At 71.4% G+C, this 20,218-nt stretch carries 15 protein-coding genes; 5 read left to right on the top strand and 10 right to left on the bottom strand.

Features of this window, described 5'->3' with window-relative positions; translation table 11 throughout:
- Positions 1–8: 8 nt before the first annotated feature.
- From ACGFJ2_RS02145 to ACGFJ2_RS02120, 6 genes are all read right to left on the bottom strand, one after another.
- Complete coding sequence (locus ACGFJ2_RS02145) at positions 9–494, bottom strand: DinB family protein (protein ID WP_393463679.1); 486 nt, start codon at positions 492–494, stop codon at positions 9–11.
- A 68-nt stretch (positions 495–562) separates the two neighbouring features.
- The gene (locus ACGFJ2_RS02140; protein WP_393463676.1) at positions 563–1,030 is read right to left on the bottom strand and encodes a hypothetical protein; all 468 of its coding nucleotides are present in this window, start codon (positions 1,028–1,030) and stop codon (positions 563–565) included.
- Positions 1,014–1,814, bottom strand: a complete 801-nt coding sequence (locus ACGFJ2_RS02135) for a PAS domain S-box protein (protein WP_357941444.1) — start codon at positions 1,812–1,814, stop codon at positions 1,014–1,016. The genes ACGFJ2_RS02140 and ACGFJ2_RS02135 overlap by 17 nt, the downstream gene beginning before the upstream one ends.
- Before the next feature lie 89 nt (positions 1,815–1,903).
- Entirely contained in the window at positions 1,904–3,292 is a 1,389-nt protein-coding gene (locus ACGFJ2_RS02130; protein ID WP_357941442.1) for an amino acid permease, read from the bottom strand.
- A gap of 17 nt (positions 3,293–3,309) precedes the next feature.
- A complete protein-coding gene (locus ACGFJ2_RS02125) occupies positions 3,310–4,281 on the bottom strand; it encodes a MerR family transcriptional regulator (RefSeq protein WP_393463672.1) in 972 nt (323 codons plus the stop codon).
- A gap of 46 nt (positions 4,282–4,327) precedes the next feature.
- Complete coding sequence (locus ACGFJ2_RS02120; RefSeq protein WP_357941438.1) at positions 4,328–5,038, bottom strand: GntR family transcriptional regulator; 711 nt, start codon at positions 5,036–5,038, stop codon at positions 4,328–4,330.
- Between the two features lie 115 nt (positions 5,039–5,153).
- Between ACGFJ2_RS02120 and manD the strand changes: the two genes are divergently transcribed.
- The 4 genes from manD to ACGFJ2_RS02100 are packed head-to-tail and all read left to right on the top strand — an operon-like array spanning position 5,154 to position 10,269.
- Positions 5,154–6,362, top strand: coding sequence for a D-mannonate dehydratase ManD (manD, locus tag ACGFJ2_RS02115; RefSeq protein WP_358175635.1), 1,209 nt, complete (start codon positions 5,154–5,156; stop codon positions 6,360–6,362).
- Complete coding sequence (locus ACGFJ2_RS02110; protein WP_358175632.1) at positions 6,359–7,825, top strand: mannitol dehydrogenase family protein; 1,467 nt, start codon at positions 6,359–6,361, stop codon at positions 7,823–7,825. Before manD ends, ACGFJ2_RS02110 begins: the two co-directional genes overlap by 4 nt.
- Before the next feature lie 27 nt (positions 7,826–7,852).
- Positions 7,853–9,235: an MFS transporter gene (locus ACGFJ2_RS02105; protein ID WP_357941431.1), complete on the top strand. Its 1,383-nt coding sequence runs from the start codon at positions 7,853–7,855 to the stop codon at positions 9,233–9,235.
- On the top strand, positions 9,232–10,269 hold the full coding sequence (locus tag ACGFJ2_RS02100) for an L-idonate 5-dehydrogenase (protein ID WP_357941429.1): 1,038 nt from the start codon (positions 9,232–9,234) through the stop codon (positions 10,267–10,269). The genes ACGFJ2_RS02105 and ACGFJ2_RS02100 overlap by 4 nt, the downstream gene beginning before the upstream one ends.
- Positions 10,270–10,342: 73 nt before the next feature.
- Here ACGFJ2_RS02100 and ACGFJ2_RS02095 read toward each other — a convergent pair whose 3' ends face one another.
- Positions 10,343–11,311, bottom strand: a complete 969-nt coding sequence (locus ACGFJ2_RS02095; RefSeq protein ID WP_393463669.1) for a hypothetical protein — start codon at positions 11,309–11,311, stop codon at positions 10,343–10,345.
- A 186-nt stretch (positions 11,312–11,497) separates the two neighbouring features.
- On the opposite strand from ACGFJ2_RS02095, the gene ACGFJ2_RS02090 reads away from it, so the two are divergent.
- Positions 11,498–11,836: a hypothetical protein gene (locus ACGFJ2_RS02090; RefSeq protein WP_393463667.1), complete on the top strand. Its 339-nt coding sequence runs from the start codon at positions 11,498–11,500 to the stop codon at positions 11,834–11,836.
- Positions 11,837–11,914: 78 nt separating this feature from the next.
- Here the strand turns inward: ACGFJ2_RS02090 and ACGFJ2_RS02085 are convergent, their stop codons facing one another.
- The 3 genes from ACGFJ2_RS02085 to ACGFJ2_RS02075 are packed head-to-tail and all read right to left on the bottom strand — an operon-like array spanning position 11,915 to position 20,209.
- On the bottom strand, positions 11,915–12,466 hold the full coding sequence (locus tag ACGFJ2_RS02085) for a hypothetical protein (protein WP_393463665.1): 552 nt from the start codon (positions 12,464–12,466) through the stop codon (positions 11,915–11,917).
- Between the two features lie 14 nt (positions 12,467–12,480).
- The gene (locus ACGFJ2_RS02080; RefSeq protein ID WP_393463663.1) at positions 12,481–19,857 is read right to left on the bottom strand and encodes a zeta toxin family protein; all 7,377 of its coding nucleotides are present in this window, start codon (positions 19,855–19,857) and stop codon (positions 12,481–12,483) included.
- 22 nt (positions 19,858–19,879) lie between these two features.
- The gene (locus tag ACGFJ2_RS02075; RefSeq protein WP_357941413.1) at positions 19,880–20,209 is read right to left on the bottom strand and encodes a hypothetical protein; all 330 of its coding nucleotides are present in this window, start codon (positions 20,207–20,209) and stop codon (positions 19,880–19,882) included.
- Positions 20,210–20,218 lie beyond the last annotated feature (9 nt).

The following is a 20,218-nucleotide window of genomic DNA, read 5'->3' as shown; positions in this document are numbered from 1 at the left end:
GCAGAGGGCTACGTCAGGACGAGCCAGGTTCGGCCATCGGTCAGCTCACGGGCCGCGTCGAGGTGCCCGGCATGACACGCCGTCTCGGTGATCACATGCAGGATGACCGTGAACAGGTCCCGGGGCGGCTGGTCTCCGAAGAGGTCGTCGGGCCACCAGGCCGGTCCGGCGTCGAGCGGGGTGGCGCTGATGATGGCGTTCGCCAGCTCGATCTCCCGCCGGTACAAGCCCAGCACGGTCTCGACCGGCTCGTCGGGGGCGACCTGCCAGGCGGCGTCCCCGCTTTCGAGCTCGACCGATTCGCCTGCCACGACGGCGCGGAACCAGAACCGCTCGACGTCGAGGGCGAGGTGGCGGACGAGTCCCAGGCACGTCCACCCCGACGGCAGCACCGGCCGCCGCAGCGCGTCCGCCGGAAGGCCGTCCAGTATTCCGAGCACGTGCTCACGCTGGCTGTTCAGGGACGCGAGGAGCGTCTCCGTCTCCTTGGTCATGATCGGTCCTCCACCGTTCGAGGTGGCGCCGATCTTAGCGTCCGCCCGCGAAGTGATGACAGACCGCCTCATTCCGCCGTTCGGGGGCGCGGCGGATGTCCGATCATGAACGGCCCGGTGGTCTCGGAGACCGCCACGGGAGAGAGCCCGGCCGCGATGAGCTGGGCGCGCAGCGCGATCACGGTACGCTCGAGGGCGCGGATCTGGGCCTGGAACTGGCGGATCTGCTCGCGCATCGCGGCCGCGCCGGTCTGCTCGCTGACCAGGTCGGCGCTGACCTGGGCGGCCTGGCCCTGCAAGCGGGCCACCTGCTTCTCCATCTGGGTCAACGCGTCTTCGTAGATCGTTTTGGCGCGGACGAAGGCGTCGGCGTCCACCTTGGAGCGTTCGAGCTCGGCGTGGCGTTCGGCCTGCATCAGCGCCGTCTGCTGCGTCTTCTTGTTGGCGTCGGTGGCCGAGCGGAAGGCGAGGTAGGCCACGCCGAGCGGGACGATGCCGACGGAGAGCTGGATGAGGATGTTACTCAGGTTGGACACTGCCGCCTCCGACTGGCCGCACCACGCCGGTATAGGTGACGCCGTCATCGCTGTGCCAGGCGTTGACGGTCAGGGCGATGGCGAATTCGCTGCCGTCGCGGTGCAGGCCGACCAGCGGGATGTCCCGCCCGGCCAGGTCGGAGCGGCCGGTGGAGCCGACCCGAGCCAGGCCGGCGGCGTGCTGGCCGCGGAAGCGGGGCGGCATCAGGATGGTCAGCGACCGTCCGACCGCCTCGTCGATGGTCCAGCCGAACAGGGTCGCGGCCTGGGGGTTCCACGACTGGATGACTCCGGCGCCGTCGGCGACGATGACGGCCGCCGCGTCGGCCCGGCCACCCGGGAAGCGGCTCACCACGACGGCCTCGGGCCAGGTGGCGATCAGCGCGATCCAGCCGCCGAAGGCCAGCCAGACCGCGCCGCCTACCCACCCGCGTGGGTTGACGCCGGTGAACGTCGAGAGCAGGTAGACCAGGCCGTACATCATGAGCAGCGCGGTGGCGGCGGCGAAGGCCACCCGGTCCGAGCGCATGAACATCTGCACCAGGCACAGAGCGCCGGTGGCGCACCAGACCAGCGCCCAGACGGTCAAGGGGGCGATGGAGGCCAGCATGGCGTATCCGGGGGCGACCCGCTGGTCGGCCGGCACGAACGCGAGGGACGCGGCGATGGCCATGCTCAGCAGACCGACGAACGCCAGGGAGGCGCCGCGCCGCCCGATGCGGTGTAGAACGCGAGCGATCGTACGGCGAAGGAGGGGGGCGCCGGCAGCGGCTCTGTTACTCACGGTGGTTAGGTTAATGCACATAGTTAGGGATCGAGCGGTTATCCACACCCCACCCGCGCGGCCCCCTCGGGCATCTGGTCCAGGGAGCGTCAGGCCAGCTGAGAGTGCCGGCGGCTGTAGGTGAAGTAGATGATCAGCCCCAGCACGAACCAGACGGCGAACCGCAGCCACGTCAGCGGGTCCAGGAACGTGATCAGCCAGATCGAGAAGAGCGCCCCGAGGGCCGGCACCACCGGCATGCCTGGTGTGCGGAACGTACGCGGCAGCTCGGGCTGCCGATAGCGGAGCACGATCACCGCCACGCACACGACCACGAACGCCAGCAGGATCCCGATGTTCGTCAGCTCGGCGGCCTCCCGGATGGGCAGGAACCCGGCGATCACCCCCGACGCGACCCCCACGATCCACGTCACCCTCGTGGGCACCCGGCGTACCGGGTGCAGCTTGGCGAACCACTGCGGCAGCAGCCCGTCGCGGCTCATCGAGAACCAGACCCGGGTGACGCCGAGCATGAAGGTGAACATGACCGTGAGGATGCCCACCACGGCGCCGGCCGCGATCAGCGAGGCCAGCCCGGACAGCCCGACGGAGGCGAACGCCGTGGCGAAGCCGCTCTCCGGGTCGATGTCGCGGTAGTTCTGCATGCCGGTGAGCACGAGCGTGGCCAGCACGTAGAGGATCATCGAGATGGTCAGCGAGTAGATGATCGCTCTCGGCATGTGCCGCCGGGCGTCCCGCGACTCCTCGGCCGCGGTGCTCATCGCGTCGTAGCCGAACACCGCGAAGAACACGGTCGCGGCCCCGGTGATCGCGCCGCCGATCCCGAACGGGAAGAACGGCGTGTAGTTGGCGGGCTTGATGTAGAAGAACCCGACCACGATCACCAGCACCACGACGGCGATCTTGATGGCCACCACCCACGTCTCGAACCTGGCGGCGGCGCGGATGCCGAGGTTGAGCAGGTACGCGATGAGCAGGCACAACAGGACCGCGAACAGGTCCACCACGTGCCCGGTGCCGGTGCCGGGCGCGCCGAGCATCCAGGCGGGCAGCGTGAAGCCGAGTTGCTGGACGAGGAAGCCGAAGTAGCCGGAGATGCCGATGGCCACGACCGCGACGATGGCGGTGTACTCCAGCAGCAGGTCCCAGCCGATGAACCAGCCGACGATCTCTCCCAGGACCGCGTACCCGTAGGTGTAGGCGGAGCCCGACTTCGGGATCATGCCCGCGAACTCGGCGTAGGAGAACGCGGCGGCGGCGCTGGCCACCCCCGCGATGAGGAAGGACACCAGCACCGCCGGCCCCGCCGTCTGGTTGGCGACCGCGCCGGCCAGGGCGAAGATCCCCGCGCCGATGATGCCGCCCACTCCGATGGCGGTGAGCTGCCACAGACCGAGTGACCTGGACAGCTCCCCCTCGTGCTCGGTGGCGATCTGCTCCACCGGTTTGCGCCTGAAGACACCTTGCGAAGAGACCATGACGCCCCCATCAATGGCTACATGCGTCCCTCTTTCCCCTCTGAACTGGCACTATGCGTGCCGCTGGCCCGCAGGGCGCGGATGAACCAGTCGAGCGCCGGCGCCAGGCTCTCCGGGGCGGGCCAGCCGTTGATCACCGCGAGCAGCCGCAGGTAGCGCTCCCAGCGCGGGTTGTTCGCGCTCTCCAGCCGTACCAGCAGGCGGCGCCGGAGATCGGCGTCGTCGGGGCAGTCGTAGACGTGCGCGTATCGGGCCGTGACCGCCGCCACGACCGCCTCGGCCCGGGGCGAGGCGGGGTCGATGCCGGCCGCCAGGGCCGGACCCGCCTCGTCGCGGACCATCGCGGCGGAGTCGCGGCTCGGCAGCGTGGTGTCGCTCTGGGCCCGCTCGGCCGCGTACTGCTCGGCCAGGTGCCGCACGCCGGCCCGGAAGTCCGGGTCCTGGGACAGCTCGGCGAGCTCCACCCACGCCTCGACCTGCTCGGGTTCGGGATTGTCGGGCAGTTCGGGGGTCATCGAGCGCATGACTCCCGCGAACCCGGGGTGGGCGTCCAGGCCGCCGAAGGCGGTGTCGAGGAAGTCGCCGATCAACCGGCGGCGTTCGTCCTCGGAGAGCTTGGCCAGCTTGTGCATGAGATCCGTCTCCTCAGGGGTGGACCCGCGCCTGGCCACCGCCGTCAGCACCGCGCGCCGCAGCCGCAGCGTGCGGATCTGCACCGCCAGCGCGTCGGCGTGCGCCGCGGCGACCTCGGCGAGCGAGACCTCCCGGTCCACGACCTTCCGGATCGTGGGCAGGTCCAGCCCCAGGTCGCGCAGCGTCCGCACCAGTTCGAGGCGGGCGAGGGCGTCGACGTCGTAGCGGCGGTAGCCGGCCGGGCTTCGGCCGGTCGGCGGCACGATCCCGCGGTCGGAGTAGAACCGGATGGCCTTGACCGTCAGGCCGGTCCGCCGCGCCAGTTCGCCGATCGAGTAGAGCGTGTCGCCGTCCATGCCTTCCACCCTTGCGCCTCCCCTAAGTGGAGACTCAAGCCCGCCCTTACTCCCAGACGACGACGTTGCGGCGGACCGGAGCCGAGCCGGAGTCCGTGGCGAACAGCTCCGGGGAGTGCTCCCGGATGCGTTCGACGTCGTTGAAGACCGCCCTCAGGTGGGTGCGCATGGCCGTGCGGGCCAGCACCACGTCGCCGCGGACCACCGCGTCGAGGATCTCGACGTGCTGGGCGGCGAAGCTCGTCGGGGAGGTCACATGGAGGCCGAGCCGGCGCGCGCGGTCCAGATGCCCCTTGGCCGAGGCCACGGTCGTCCAGGCGCTGCCGTGCCCGCTCAGCCGCAGCAGGCCCTGGTGGAAGGCCTCGTCGAGGGCGAAGAACCCCTCGATGTCGAGGTCGGGCCGCTGCTGGTCCCTGAGGTTCTGCCGCAGCTCCTCGACCAGGTCGGTGTCGAGCTCGGCGGGCAGGTCGTCGAGTGAGGCCAGCTCCACGGCCTCACGCAGGAACTGCGCGTCGGCCACCCTGGCCGGGTCGACGCGGGAGACGAACGAGCCGACCTGGGGGAAGATCTGGACCAGGCCCTCTTCGGACAGCAGGATCAGACTCTCCCGGACCGGCGTGCGGCTCACCTTGAGCGCGGCCGCGAGCTCGTTCTCGGACAGAGCCGTCCCCGGCGGGAGCTCAAGGGTCAGGACCTTACGGCGCAGGGCCTCGTAAACAGTGCGACGGCTGGTCCGCCGCTGGTTCGATCCGGCCACACGCTCACCCTACCCGGTCATCGCACAACTAGTATTGCGCATCTGTGCGACAGATGCTTGTATATCAGTACTGCTCGACTACAGAGTGTCGGAGATCGTCCGAAGGAGTGGACCTGTGAGCAAGATCGAGCGTGCCGAGGTGTTCGTGGCCTCCCCGGGGCGGACCTTCGTCACCTTGCGCATCACGACCTCGGACGGTGTGACCGGCCTCGGCGACGCCACGCTGAACGGCCGCGAGCTGGCCGTGGCGAGCTACCTGCAGGAGCACCTCGTACCGCTGCTGATCGGCAAGGATCCGGCGCGGATCGAGGACATGTGGCAGTACCTCTACCGCGGCGCGTACTGGCGCCGCGGCCCCGTCACGATGACGGCCATCTCCGCCGTGGACACAGCCCTGTGGGACATCAAGGGCAAGGTCGCCGGTCTGCCGGTCTACCAGCTGCTCGGCGGACGCTCCCGTGACGGCGTCATGGTCTACTCACACGCCAGCGGCATGGACGTCCCCTCCCTGCTCGACGACGTCGAGCGGTTCCTCGATCTCGGCTACAAGGCGGTCCGCGCCCAGGCCGCCGTCCCGGACGTCGGCGGCACCTACGGGATCCGCAAGGGCAAGGTGTACGAACCGGCCGCGTCCTCGCTGCCCGACGAGCAGCCGTGGGACACCGAGGCTTATCTCGGGTTCGCGCCGACCTACCTCGAAGCCGTACGCGAGCGCTTCGGCTTCGGCTTCCACCTCCTGCACGACATCCACCACCGGCTCACGCCGATCGAGGCGGCCCGCTTCGGCAAGCGGGTGGAGGACTGCCGGCTGTTCTGGATGGAGGACCCGACGCCGGCCGAGAACCAGGAGTCGTTCCGGCTCATCCGTCAGCACACGACGACGCCGATCGCGGTCGGCGAGACGCTGACCTCGATCTGGGACGTCCAGCACCTGATCACCGAGCAGCTCATCGACTACGTGCGCACCACCGTCGTCCACGCCGGCGGGATCACGCACCTGCGCCGGATCTTCGACCTGGCCGCGCTCTACCAGGTCAGAACCGGTTCCCACGGGGCGACGGACCTCTCACCGATCACCCTGGCCGCCGCGGTGCACGTCGACCTCTCGGTGCCGAACTTCGGCATCCAGGAGTACATGGGCCACCCCGACGAGGCCGCGGAGGTCTTCCGCAGCGGGGTGACGCTGGCCGACGGCATGCTCAACCCGTCGGAGGAGCCCGGTCTCGGCGTCGAGTACGACGAGAAGGAGGCCGCGCGCTTCCCCTATGAGGCTCGCTACCTGCCCGTCGCGCGGCGCCTCGACGGCTCGGTGCATGACTGGTGAAGACCTCGATCCTGCCCTCGCTGAGCCTCGCCACGCTCGACCGGATCGCTCCTGACCTGCGCCCGGCCGTCGATCCCCGGGAACTGCGCCCGAAGGTCGTCCACTTCGGCCTCGGCGCGTTCCATCGGGCCCACCAGGCGGTCTACACCGAGAGCGCGGCGGCCCGGAGCGGCGAGCCGTGGGGGATCGTCGCCGTGGCCCCACGCTCGACGCGGGTGGTCAAGGCGATGCGCGTCCAGGACTGCCTGTACTCGGTGGCCGAGCGCCGCCCCACGGCCACCACCACCCGCGCGATCGGGTCCATCGTCGGCGCCCTGGGGATGCGCCAGGACGCCGAGCGGGTCGACGAGCTGCTCGCCGATCCCGGCGTCACGGTGGTGACCCTGACGATCACCGAGGCCGGCCACTACCGCCGCCCCGGGGCCGACGGGCTCGACACCGGCGCCCCGGAGATCGCGGCGGACCTCGCGGCGGCGCGGACCGCGGACATCACCACGGTCGTCGGCCGGCTCGCCGTGGGGCTCGCCGCGCGGATGCGCGCCGGTGGTGCCCCGATCAGCGTCGTGTCCTGCGACAACATGGCCGCCAACGGCGCCGCGCTCGGCACGGTGGTACGCGGCTTCGTCGAAGCCTCGTCGTGGCCGGACCGGCGGGCCGTCCTCGACTGGATGGCGACGTCGGTGGCCTTCCCTTCGACGATCGTCGACCGCATCGTGCCGGCGACGACCGACGCGGACCGGGAGGCGGCCCGCGCCGCGCTCGGCGTGTGGGACGAGGTGCCGGTGGTCGGCGAGCCGTACCGGCAGTGGGTCCTGGAGGACTCCTTCGCCGGGCCCCGGCCGTCATGGGAGCTCGACGGCGCCCTGTTCGTCCCCGACGTCGTGCCGTACCAGCTCACCAAGCTGCGGTTGCTCAACGGGTCCCACTCGGCCCTGGCCTATCTCGGCGCGGCGGCCGGCTGCGCGACGATCGCCGACGTCCTGGAGACCGGCTGGGGTGAACGGCTGGTCCGGGCGCTGAGCGCGGAGGTCGCGCCGACGCTGCCCGAGGGCGGCCCCGACCCGGTCGCCTACGCTGATGACCTGGTCAAACGGTTCCGTAACCGCAAAATCCGGCACCTGCTCCGGCAGATCGGCTCCGACGGCTCCCGGAAGATCCCGGAACGCTGGTTCGGCGCCCTGCGCTCGCTGCGCGCCGCCCGCGCCGCCACCCCGGCGCTCGAACTAGCGCTCGCCGCCTGGGCGAACGCCACCCGCCCCGCCGACGACGGCCAGCTGTTCGGCACGACCGATCCGGCCGCCGCGCAGCTGGCGGCCTGCTGGCATGAGGCGGCCGACCACGAAGACACCATCCGCCGCCTGCTTCACGTGCTCGGCGCGGCGGACCTGGCCGGTGACGGCGCGCTCGTCGCCGGCATCGCCGACCGGCTGCCCGCTCTGCGGGCCGGCCACGTCGAAATCTGATCCGGAGTTCACGATGACAGGTTCACGATGACAGACAGCACCCACATGGAGCCCGCGGGCGCCGTGACCAGAACGACCCGCGACCTCGTCAGGGCGGCCATGTCCGGCTGGCTCGGCACGGCGATGGAGTTCATGGACTTCCAGCTGTACTCGCTGGCGGCCGCCATCGTCTTCAACAAGATCTTCTTCCCGGACGTCAGCCCGGCCATCGGCCTGATCGCCGCCATGGCCACCTACGGCGTCGGCTACGTCGCCCGGCTGGCCGGCGCCATCTACTTCGGCCGGATGGGCGACCGGATCGGCCGCAAGAAAGTCCTGATCATCACCATCCTGCTCATGGGCGCCTCGACCACACTGATCGGCGTCCTGCCGACCTACGCGGTGATCGGCATCCTCGCCCCGATCCTGCTGGTCGCCCTGCGGCTCATCCAGGGCTTCGGGGCCGGCGCCGAGATCGCCGGGGCAACCGTCATGCTCGCGGAGTACGCCCCTGTAAAGCGTCGCGGCCTGATCTCCTCGCTGGTGTCTCTCGGCACCAACACCGGCACGCTGGCGGCGTCGGGCCTGTGGGCGATCCTGCTCGCCGTCCTCAGTGAGGATCAGCTGCTCACATGGGGCTGGCGGGTGCCGTTCCTGCTGAGCTTCGTGGTCATGGTCTTCGCAGTCTGGGTACGCCGCAATCTCAAGGAGAGCCCGGTCTTCGAGGAACGCCCCGACGTCGTGGACGGCGTCGCGATGTCCCGTACGCAGGCCGAGGCCGTCTTCCAGAAGAAGGATGAGGGCGTGCTCGAGGCCGGGCTCCGCCAGCGCAAGGGCAAGGCGTTCTTCCTGGCCCTCGGCCTGCGGTTCGGCCAGGCCGGCAACTCGGGCCTGGTCCAGACCTTCCTCGTCGGCTACATCGCCGCCACACTGCTCGTCGACCGGTCGATCCCGACCAGCGCCATCGTCTACGGCTCGCTGGTGGGCTTCGTCACCGTGCCGGTGGTCGGCCTGCTCGGCGACCGCTTCGGCCGCCGGCCGATGTACATCGCGGTCACGCTGCTGACCATCGCCTTCGCGTTCCCGATGATGCTGATGATCATCTCCGGCAGCACGGCGGCCCTGATGCTGGGCATGATCCTCGGGCTGAACGTCGGCGTTCTGAGCCTGTTCTCGCTGGAGAGCGTCACGATGGCCGAGCTGTTCGGCTCCCGGACCCGCTTCACCCAGCTCGCCCTGGCCAAGGAGATCGGCGGCATCCTGGCCACCGCCATCGGCCCGGTCGTGGCCGCCACCCTCACCGCCGTCACCGGCAGCTGGTGGCCCATCGCGGCGATGCTCGTCGTCTACTCGCTCATCACCCTGCTGTCCGCGGTCCTCTCCCCTGAGACCCGCGGGCGCGACCTGGTCCGGTTGGAGGACGCGGTATGAAGTCGGCCGTCGTACACGGTCCCGGTGACCTCCGGATCGACGAGCGCCCCGATCCGGAGCCGGGCGAAGGGCAGGTCCTGCTCGCCATGGAATGGGGCGGGATCTGCGGCTCCGACATCTCGTACTGGAAGAACGGGGCGTCCGGGACCGCCGTGCTCAAGCACCCTCTGGTGCTCGGGCACGAGGTCGCCGGCCGGATCGCCGGGATCGGCGCGGGCGTCAGCGGACTGACGGTCGGGCAGCCGGTCACCGTGCACCCGGCCGAGCTGGTCGGCGACGGCCGCCTGCCCGAACGGCTCGCCGGCCGCACGAACCTCTACCCCCGGGTCCGCTACTTCGGGTCGGCCGCCTTCGACCCGCACACCGACGGCGGGTTCAGCGAGTACCGGGTGGTCCGCGCGGATCAGATCCGGCCGCTGCCCGAGGGCGTGGACACCGAGCGCGGCGCCCTCGCCGAGCCCCTCGCCGTGGCGATGCACGCCGTGCACCGCGCCGGGGACCTGCGCGGGAAGACCGTGCTGGTCAACGGCTCCGGCTCGATCGGCTCGCTGGTCGTGGCCGCCGCGAAACACCGCGGGGCGGGCATGGTCATCGCCTCGGACATCGCCGCGACCTCGCTCGCCGTCGCCCGCGCCATGGGCGCGGACGAGACCGTCCAGGTCGGCGGGGACGCCACGCTCCCCCAGGACGTCGAGCTGGTCTTCGAGGCCTCGGGCAGCCCGGCCGCGCTCGGCTCCGTCCTGCGGGCGACCGCCCGTGGCGGCACCCTCGTCCAGGTCGGCAGCCTGCCCGGCACGGCCGTCTCCGCGGCCCTCGGCGACCTGGTGACCAGGGAGATCACCTGGATCGGCTCCTACCGCTTCGCCGAGGAGATCGACGAGGCGCTGAGCGCCATGCGGGACGGCCTCGACGTCTCCCCGATCATCAGCCACCGCTTCGACCTCGACCGGGCGGCCGAGGCGCTCGCCATCGCCGCCGACCCCGCGAGCGGCAGCGGCAAGGTGATGCTGCGGCTCGGCGGGGCGGCGCGATGAGCGCGGGCCAAGCGGCCTCGGCCCGCGCGGTGAACAGGGGTCAGGCAGGCTCGGCCCGGGCGATGAACAGGCGTCAGGCGGCCTCGGCGGCGCGGAAGGTCTTCAGCGCCTCGGGGCCGAAGTAGGCGCCGTAGCTCGTGGTGGTGTTGCGCAGCGCGTGCGCGGAGATCTGGTAGCCGGTGCCGGTGACCTTGTTGAAGTCCTGGAACCACGGCCCGCCGCTGGAGCCGCCGCCCATGTCGCACACCATCGCGTACTTCATGCTGTAGCTCGGCGTCACCGAGGCGCCGCTGCAGTACTGCAGGGTACGCCCGCCGTTGCCGTTGCTGGGGTAACCGAGCAGCAGGTTCGAGGCGCCGGCGGCGGTCGCGTTGAACCGGATGCCCTGCGCCCCCACGGTCTGCTGGACCTTCTTGCCCTTCACCGGATTGACGACCAGCATGCCGAAGTCGAACGGCGGATAGTGAGCGTTGTCCTTGATGTACCCGGACCAGATGTACATGGTCCGCGCCGCGAACTTGCCGTACGGAGCCGCCCCGTTCTTGTAGGCCGGGACGAAGACGAGGTTCTTGCTCCACCGGCCCTGGCCGTCGACGAGCGCGTGCCCCACGGTGACGACCACGTCGCCGTCCTTGCTGCGCACCACGTTCCCGGAGGCCACGAAGTCGTTGCCGTTGCCGCCGGTGCCGAAGACCTTGCCGGCGGTCTTGGCGATGAGGCCGCCGGAACGCCACGTCTGCTGCTTGGCGGCCGAGGCGGCGTACGGACGGACCCAGCTGTTGGTCTGCGCGACGACCAGGGGAGGAAGGTCCACCTGCTCCCCGGCGGCCTTCGGGACCGCGGCCGCTGAGGGGCTCGCGCCCTGCGCTGGCTCCACCAGCGGCTCGGCGTCACGCATGCGCTCCGGCGTCCAATACGCCCCGGCCGCGGCGAACGTCGTGGGCGCCGCGTGACCGACCGGCCCCTCCTCGGGAGCGGGATCAGCGAACCCCGCCGGAACGCTCAATCCCAGCACAAGGCTGGTGATACCGGCGATGGCCAAGATACGTATGCAAACCTCCGTGACAACCGTGACTACGGAGATTTACCAAAGAAGTTGACAAAGCGAGCAATTACCGCAGGTCCGCCAAGATCCGCCGCTGTCCGCCGCGCGGCTCGCCGCCGATGATCCGTCGCGAGTAGCATGGCGGTCCTGACGATGACGCCCGCTGAGAGGACGAATCCCCGAATGTCGCAGCTGGATCCGTTCCGGCACTGCCTGACGTCCCTGCGCTATGAGGGGGACGGGCCGGGCGAGCCCATCACTCTGGAGCAGCGGGCGGCGGACCTGCGGCAGCGGCTGGCCGGCGATCGTGGGCTCGACGACCGGCAACCCGGCGAGCCGGCCCGCAACGTGACCGTCACGGAGCTCCAGGCGATGATCATCGCCGACCTGCTGGACGAGCTGGCCGCGCGCCTGTCCCCCGGCGCCGCCTTCGGGCCGGGCGACAGCGGGGAGGCGCTCGCGGGTCTGGCCAGGGACCTGTCTCAGGAGTTGCTCGGCCAGACCTTCATCGGCAGGCGGTGAGTCAGTCGCGGTCAGCCAGCCGTCGGTGAGTCGCCTGCTGGGCGTCAGTCGCGCGGCGCGTCACTCACCCGCTGCGCGTCAGTCGCGCAGGAACTCGGCGGCCTGACGGCGTAGCCGGTCCGGGGCGGTGGACCAGACGGGGGCCCGGGTCATCGCCGCCAGCTTGACCTTCTTCACCTCACGGGGCGCGTCGTCGCGCACTCCGAGGTGCTGCCATAGCTGGTCCAGCTCGTCGTACGGCAGCTCCCACGACTCCCCGATCGCGCCCTCCGGCGGGGTCGGCGTCAGGAAGACCTCGTCAGCGGTCTGCGGCGGGTCGACCTGGACGATCGTCAGGCCGAGGCGTTCGGCGGCGTCGCGGAGGAGCCGACGGTGGCTCTCGACGGTGTCCGGCGGCGGCGCCCCGTCGGCGAACAGGGCCAGCAGCCAGCCCGACTCGCCGACCCTCGAGAGGTCCAGGACGAGCCGCGCCCCGGCGCCGTCGGTGAAGGTGCGGTGTGCCAGGCTCGCCTCCTCCCCCGGCCCTTCGGCGCGCGGGACCTCGTCCAGGTCCAGGGCGCCGATCAGCTGCCGTACCTGATCGGCGGCCAGGTGCCCGTGGGCCAGGACGCGGAGTGCCGGCCAGAGCATCGTCACTCTCCCTCTCATCGGGTTGACGGCCCGTCGGTGAACGGTCCATCGGTGAACGGTCCGTCACCGGACGGCCCGCCCGTGTCGGGTGACCCCCAGGTGGTCAGCCAGGCTCTCGGGTTGGCCGGGCGGTGGATGATCCAGTCGGTGTCGCGGAAGTGCGACGAGAGCTCGGAGCCCATGCTCGTCCCGTCGAACGGCCCGCTGGACTCGAACAGACCCAGCGATATGGGCCGCCCCAGCGCCGTCTCCCAGTCATTCTTCCACGCCGCCAGCTCGGGAAAGGCTCTCATCAGGCTGTCCTTGTCGATGTAGCCGTGGCCGCCCATGAAGTCGCCCGGATAGCGGCCGGGCGGCCAGTGCGAGCGGGCCACCTGCACCATCGCGCTGCTGGAGATGTCCATGTCATAGTCGCTGGGCGGCTGCTCCAGGCCGAGCCGGTACATCGAGTCGAACGGGCGGCGCAACGGACGGTTCGGGTCGTCGCCGAACCATTCCCGGAGCCTGCGCAGCGCCTCCGGGTTGCCGGCCAGCTCGTCCTCGGCGGGAAACGTCTTGTGCAGCCCGGCGAAGAACTCGGCGCCGGTCCCCTTGAGCCGGATGTCCACTTCGGCCGGTCCGATGCCGTCGCGCCCGATCGCGTCGAGCAGCTCGCCGGCGTAGCGGTGATACCGCTCCGGTGTCATGCCCATGGGGGCCTGCCGGGTGACGAGCCACTTGAGCTGCATGGGGGACATGCCGAGGAAGTCGAGATCGCGCTTGGTGACGTGGTAGCCGGAGTCGTCGTGCGGCCACCACGACGGATAGGGTTCCTGCCCCTTGAGCACCCGGTCGATCCGGTGGCTCAGCGGGTCGGTGAGGTCGAGTTCGCCCGTGGTCACGGGGGTCGGCCGCAGGGACCAGCCGCCGTGGTCGCCGACGGCCACCGGTGGTTCGGCCTCCCCGAAGAACCCGCCGATCCCCGCGGAGATGTGGTCCAGCGTCGCCAGCCGATCGCCCGGCAGCGAGACGAACTCGCGCTGCCCGAAGAAGCCCATCCCCGTGAGCGGCACGGAGATGATGTCCCGCGCGGGCTTCCTGTCGATCAGGAGCACGCCGCGGCCGGGGAGGGAGTCCAGCCAGTCCATGACCACCTGGCGGTCGGCGGACCAGCTCGCCAGCGGCCGGTGCCGCATCTCGAACATGTCCCCCGGACGCAGCCCGGCCCACGCCGAGTGCTCGCCCTCCGGCCACGCCATGCCCCGGTAGGCGATCACTTCCTCGATGCCGCGCCGGGCCAGCTCGGCCTGGGTGAGCTCGTACTGGCGGCGGATGAACTCGCGCAGCGTCTTGCGGTTGTACAGGAGCTCCATGTCGACCGCGCTGCGCGTCTTGCCGTCCATCGGCCAGGACATCGCCTCCGTGAGACCGAACTCCTCCTGGACGACCTCCTGCAGCGCCAGCACCCGTACGTTGCTGTTGGCGTTGCGATGCGCCCAGGCCCCGAGGAGCTCGCTCACCGCGATCCGCCGCACCAGGATTTCGGCGAACGTATCGTCCATCCGTACCACCCTGTCCGGCGCGTGTGCCGGGTCGGCGGGGTCGAGCGCGTCGACGTGCAGGACCCGCGCGCCCATGGACGGATACCGCTCGTTGAACGGCGCGAGGACGTAGTCGCCGTCGCCCAGGCGGTTGACCATGTCGGAGCCGACGTGCAGGCCGACGGCGGCCAGGACCAGCTCCGGCGTCGAGGACCGCATGCTGCCCGCGAGGGCGTTGATGGTGTGCGTCTTGGCGGGGCTGGTGTCGGTGAACGCGCCGTCCCCGGTCAGGAGCGCCTCGGCGACCTGGCGGTGGTGCGTGCGCTCCGGGGAGCCGGGCGGCGGAGGCGGCGCGTAGTGCCCGACCGGCTCCGTCACGGGCAGCGTGACCGCGTGGTCCGCCGCCCTGGGCAGCAGCGGCCCGGTGCCCCGCGCGTGCTCGGCGACGTGCCAGAGGCGCTGGAGGATCGCCTCGTGCAGGTGGAGCCGGTTCATGCGCTCGAAGAGCGGGCGCAGACCGTCCAGCTGCCGCTTGATGATCGCGATGTCGTTCGGCGGGATCGGGTTGTCGACCCATCTGAACACGCGTGGCTCGGTCTCGCGGAAGAACGTGCGGACGAACGGGTTCGCCGCGTCGGGGAGCAGCAGGTGGGACGCGGCCCCGTCGCCGACGCCGAGGAGGGCGCCGCCCCGGCCGAGCGCGAGATCCTGGAGGGTGACGCCGTGCTTGGCGGTCACCGCGTGATACAGGCCGAGGAACACGCCGTCACGGGTGGCGGCGCGCTGCCAGGACTGGTCCGTCGCCTGCTCGCCGGGCATGTGGTCGCTGTAGACGTCCCGGCTGCCGAGCGCGTACGACAGCGGGACCCGCGCGCCGACCGCGCGGCCCACATGCGAGTCGAGCACCTTGACCGTGGCGTCGCCCGCGCGCGCGTACCGCTCGTAGGTCGAGTGGGTGCCGTCGTCGAACGTGACGAGCTCCCGGTTCAGCAGGCCGTCGCCGTGGGCGAGCGGCTCTCTCCTCGTCACCCGGGCGCCGGTGACGGGATGGGCGGGCAGGGTCAGGGCCGGGGCGTCGGCGAACCCGTACCTGGCCGCCGCCGGATAGACGGGCTCGCTCTCCGCCGGGGCGGGGGACTCGCCCTCCAGCGCCGCTCGGACGCGCGGCCAGCTGGCGGCGAAGCCGGGGTGCAGGTCGAGCTCCGTGACCCTGGAGATCGGGATCCAGGCCATCGCCCCGGACTCGCTCCCCTTCACGGCGACGGGCATCCGCTCGGCGACAGAGGCGATCACCGTGTCGTACGACCAGCCGCCGTGGTCGTCCCTGACGACCTCCTCGACGTGGACCTCGCCCGGCGGCAGGTCGCTCTCCTCGACGGTCTCACGCAGGGCCGCCTCAGCCGCCGACTCGTGGCTGTCCCGCGCGCCGCCGGGCAGGGACCAGGTCCCCCCTTGGTCGACGGACGGATCCCGCTGCTGCATGAGTACGTGCGTCTCGCCGCCGGGGGCGCGGTGGTGGACCAGCAGCCCGGCCCCGCCGAAGAGTCCCCAGTGGGCGTGGCCCTGCGCGCAGTTCACCCACCCCTCCCCCGGCATCGGCGGCAGCTCGGGCGCCGCCGCGTGCCCCGCCGCGAGTCCCTGCCGGGTCGCCAGGTCCTGCACCGCGGCCACCAGGGACTCGCCGGCGCCCTTCCACGTGGCGTTCGCCTCGCGCAGGAGTTGCTGCAGCTGACGAGCCTTCTCCTGCGCCCTGGGCAGGTCCCCCAGGATCTCCTTCAGGTGCGTGGCCCAGCGCTCGACCGGCACCCTGTCCTCGAACCCCTGCTCGACCAGGCTGGCGCGGGTGAGCTCCGGCGGGAAGCGGCCGGGATCGCCGAGCAGGGCGCCGACGCCGCTCGACCGGGGCACCAGGATGGGCACCGCCGCGCCCGCCGCCTCCAGCCCGACCAGCCCGAACCCCTCGCCCCGCGACGGCATGATCACCACGTCGGCGTTCCGCATGTCCGCCAGGATCTCCTCGCGGTCCAGCGTGAAGGGCTTGATCTCGACCTCACGGCCCGCCACGTTCGACAGCCGTTCCTTCACCTCGGGCACGGTCTCCGGGGCCGCGCCCCGGATGACCAGCCGGACGTCCAGGTCCTTCTGCAGCTCCCGGATCATCAGCGCCGCCTCGTGCCCACCCTTCTGGGCGGCGTCGGCGCGGCCGATGAGCAGGACGGTACGGGTCCGCTCCCCGAAGAAGGGCCGCTGCCGGGACAGCTCGAACGGCACGCCGGGCAGGAGCTCATGGACGGGCGGCACACGATCGCCGGGGTTGGAGTCCGCGAGCCGCCGCGCCTCCGTGGCGAGCACCGGGCCGACGCCGGCCAGCATGTCGGCCTCGGCGACCAGCGCCCGCTCGATGCCCTCGAAGTCGCGGCCCAGCGCCTCCATGTCCGCGATCCGGCCGAGCGCGCCGGTCACCATGTGCAGGACGTGCACGAGCGGCGCGTCCGGATACAGCTGGTCACGCGCCCGCAGGGCCGCCGGGCCGGAGTAGCGGCTGTGTCCGATGACCACGTCCACGTCCGGTGGCAGCTCTTCGCCGTCGAACGCCAGCTGGTCCATCTCGCTGCGCCCCGGGTCGTACTGCCGAGGACCGATCACGTGCAGCCGCTCGCCGCCCGTGCCGCTCGGCACCTCGTGCCCCACGCGGACGTACACCTCGTGCCCCGCCTCCGCGAGCCCCTCGACCAGCTTGCGGTTGACGGCGATGATGCCGCCCTTGTGGGGGTCCCATTCGGTGCAGTACGCGAGCACGCGCAGCCCGGCCCGGCCGAGCTCATGCTGCTCGGCCAGGCGGTCCCACTCCTCGGCGAGCTCCCGGCTCAGCCGTTCCCGCTCGGCGGGCGCCGCCTCGGCCAGCCGGCGCTGGTGCTCCTGCCAGAGCCGCTCGCGCTGCTCGACCTGCTCATCTCGCAGGACGCCGTCCGCCTGGGCCGTGTAGCGCTCCCGAAGCCGCTCCGCCCGGCCCTCCGGATCGAGATCCACGCCGTGCGCGGCGGCCATGTCGGCGATCTCGGGCAGCTGGGCCCGCAACTCTTCCGGCAGCCTGCCGTCGAGGTCCGCGTACGTCCTGCGGAACCAGTCGGTCTCCTCCTGGGTGAACGGGCGCTCACGCGCCTCCCGCAGGATCTCCTCGGCTCTGGCCGGGCCGCGCCAGTGTCCCGTGTCGTCGAGGGAGTTGCGGTACACGATCTCGCCGCCCCATTGGTGGAGGGTGATCGCTTCCAGGTACCTGGCCCGGTCGATGGCTCGCATGGTGTCGGGGATGCCGCCGTAGCCCTGGTCGTGGATGTCCTGGGAGACGAGGCGTCCGTGTCCGTCCCGGTCGCGCATCTGCTGGTAGCGGTTGAGCACGGACAGGCGGCTGATCGGCGCCGGAACGGCCATGACGTGGGCCTCGGCGCGGTAACCGAGGGCGTGGAACTGGGCGGCCTCGGCCTCGACGCCTTCGCTGCTGTTCATCGCGCCTTCGCGGATGAGGTTGACCCGCAGCTCGGCGGCCAGGGCGATGACCTTCTTCATCCACGCGTACGCGTCGCCGCCGGCCTGTTTGGCGGCTATTCGGTCGTTCTCGGCCATCAGATGGGCGTACCTCGGGTGGTACTTCAGCAGGCCCTCGAAGTCGGCGATGAGGGCGCGGTCGGGACCCATGCCGTCCATGGCCGACTGCTGCGCGGTGGTCTTGCCCGACGCGGCCTGGCCGTCGATGAACACGATGCGCGGGTGCTCCGGCCGTCTCACGCCCGCCATCAGGTCGGGGACGATGTCCCGCCGGAAGATGAGGTCGTTGTCCTCCTCGGTCAGCTTCCACTGGTCGGGGCCACTGGTCTCGTACTGGTACGGCCGCCCTTGGCTCGGGTCCTCGGCCGGGCCGTACATCTGCGGTGGGACGGCGTCCTTGCCGCTCAGGAGGTCGAAGAAGCTCCGGCCACCGGTCACCGGATCGGCGGCGCTCACCTGCGGGCGCCGGGTGGGGGTGTCCTCGGCGGTGCGCGGGCCGTCGCTCGGGGTGCCGCCCGGGATGTCCGCCTGCGCCGTGGCTGTCGGCTCGGCCCGATGAACGGCGTCGGTCTGGGTGGAGCTGAGGTTGTCGCGGACGTGGTCGAACGAGGGATCGTCGTGGACGGGGGTGTGGTCCGGCGGGACAGAGGGCGCCTCGGCCGGTCTGGCCTGCGGGCTGACCGTAGGATCCGCTACCTCGGCGGGAGCTAGCGGGTCGGCGGGAGGTGACGGCTCAGCGTGCTCGCGCGTGTCCGCGTGCTCGGTCGTGTCCGCCTGGCCCGCCGGATCCGTCGGGTCCGTCGGGTCCGTCGGGTCCGTCGGGTCCGCCTGCTGTCGTGGCTCCTGTCGGGGCTGCTGTCCCGGTTCCCGGTGCTCTGGTGCCTGTTGTGCCGGTTCCGGGCGGTGTGACGTCCTCGTGCTACCGGCCGGTTCTGGCCTGGACGTCGGCACCTTGGTGTCCGGTACGCCCCGGGGGACCTCCGCACGTTCCCGGGTAGCGGCCACGTCCTGCGCCGGGAAGCCCCTGGCCTCGACCGGCCCACCAAGACCAGCAGGTGTGTCCGGCGGCGCCGAGACGGGCGACGCCGGAGCGGGCGGCGCGGCAGTCGCGGCGGCGCGGGCCGTGTCGCCGGCCAGTGCGGCGGTGGTGGCCGTGTCGAGGGCCTGGCGCGGGTGGATGATCGCGCTCATGACGTCGACGCTGAACGGGCTGATCGTGTTCGTCCGCCCCACGCCCGCCACGACGCCGCCGAGCAGCGATTCCGCGGTCGGCATGTCCCACTTGCCGTACACGATGCCGTTGGAGACCAGGCCGGCCGGCGTCGAGATCACCGCGTTCGTGAGGCCGGTCTGCAACGCCCTGCCGGGAAAGCGCATGACGGCGTTGAGCGCTCCGGGAGCATCGCCCGCGGCGGCGTTGAGCGATCTGATTCCGGGCAGCCGCCCGACGAGCCCCGCCACCGGCCCGGCCACCTTCGACGCGAGCACCGCGCCCGAGGCGTCGCCCAGGATCGTGGAGGCGGTCTTCTGCCCGTCCCACTGGGTACGGGTGCCCCGATCCATCTGCTCCTTCTGGGCGACATAGTCCATCAGGAAGCCTTCACCGATCTCCTCGGGAATCTCCCTGAGCATGTGGCTGGCCGCCGCCCTGGCCAGCAGCCCCTTGCCGGCCTGCCGTCCGCCCAGCGCGGCCAGCCTCGGCGCCTGCTTGATGGCGGCCGACCCGGCGTACCTGCCCTTCGCCACCCGTTCCAGCCAGGTGAACACCTTGTCCATGAACGTCCGCAGCCGTCCGGCGAACTTGCCGATCAGCGGCGTCAAAACGCCCGCGCTGGCCGCCGTCGCGAACGCGGAGATGGCGATGGACGAGACCGTGATCCAGAATCCGGCGTTGATCAATAACTTGGCGTACTGCGTCTCACGCGCGTAACTGTCGTGCTGGAGGGCGTACGCGTGCGCCAGCACGGCGAGGGCCGGGATGCCCTTCCCCTCCGCGAGCAGCTGGTCGGCCTGCCTCTTGAACTCCTCGGCCGCCGAGCCGAAGTAGCCCTGCATGATCAGGTCACGCGCCGTGCCCCCGGCCGCCGCGAACTCCAGCGCCGCCTGGCTCCAGTCCTCGAAGGCGACGGCCAGCGCCGCCTCGCCGGACTCGCTGGCCTCCGGCCACATCTGTCCGGAGGACAGCAGCGCGATCAGCGCGTCGCACCACGCGGGCAGACTCGTCCCCCACGCGGGCGTGATGTCCGTGGCATAACCGCCGCTGCCGATCGTGTCGTCCTGCCCGGCCAGAGGGCTGGTGACCGGGGTGCTGACGTTTCGGGTCACGCCTTCCCTTCCCCACGCATGATCAGGACGGCATCACGCGTCTGGGCGCCACCAGGTCGGCGTCGGCCCCCGCCGAGTTGGCCACGTTCTCCGTCACCGCGGGACCGGCCGCCACCGCGAAGTCCGCCGACTCGGCGCCCGCCCGGAGCATGGCGTTGGGGCCGTCGTCGGCCAGGTACGCCTGCTCGAACTCCCGGCCGGCCGAGTCGTGCCCCCACGGCGCGGCGGCGTGCAGGCTCTCGATCCTGCCCCTAGCCTCGGCCAGCTTGTCCCGCAGCTGGACGGCCGCGTCCGTCCAGCGCGCCACCCCGCCATCGACCACGTGCCGATGGATTTCCAGCCGCTCCCCCATGGGCCTGTC

The organism is Nonomuraea sp. NPDC049028 (assembly GCF_043197735.1).
GTDB lineage: Bacteria > Actinomycetota > Actinomycetes > Streptosporangiales > Streptosporangiaceae > Nonomuraea.
The sequence above is the reverse complement of the archived record's forward strand: the minus strand, read 5'-3'. Positions and strand labels throughout refer to the sequence as shown.

Bases quoted from the DNA above. Each gene is read 5' to 3' on its own strand.
- ACGFJ2_RS02105 (WP_357941431.1), top strand. From the start codon at position 7,853: ATGACAGACAGCACCCACATGGAGCCCGCGGGCGCCGTGACCAGAACG.
- ACGFJ2_RS02145 (WP_393463679.1), bottom strand. From the start codon at position 494: ATGACCAAGGAGACGGAGACGCTCCTCGCGTCCCTGAACAGCCAGCGT.
- ACGFJ2_RS02090 (WP_393463667.1), top strand. From the start codon at position 11,498: ATGTCGCAGCTGGATCCGTTCCGGCACTGCCTGACGTCCCTGCGCTAT.
- ACGFJ2_RS02100 (WP_357941429.1), top strand. From the start codon at position 9,232: ATGAAGTCGGCCGTCGTACACGGTCCCGGTGACCTCCGGATCGACGAG.
- ACGFJ2_RS02085 (WP_393463665.1), bottom strand. From the start codon at position 12,466: ATGCTCTGGCCGGCACTCCGCGTCCTGGCCCACGGGCACCTGGCCGCC.
- ACGFJ2_RS02130 (WP_357941442.1), bottom strand. From the start codon at position 3,292: ATGGTCTCTTCGCAAGGTGTCTTCAGGCGCAAACCGGTGGAGCAGATC.
- ACGFJ2_RS02075 (WP_357941413.1), bottom strand. From the start codon at position 20,209: ATGGGGGAGCGGCTGGAAATCCATCGGCACGTGGTCGATGGCGGGGTG.
- ACGFJ2_RS02125 (WP_393463672.1), bottom strand. From the start codon at position 4,281: ATGGACGGCGACACGCTCTACTCGATCGGCGAACTGGCGCGGCGGACC.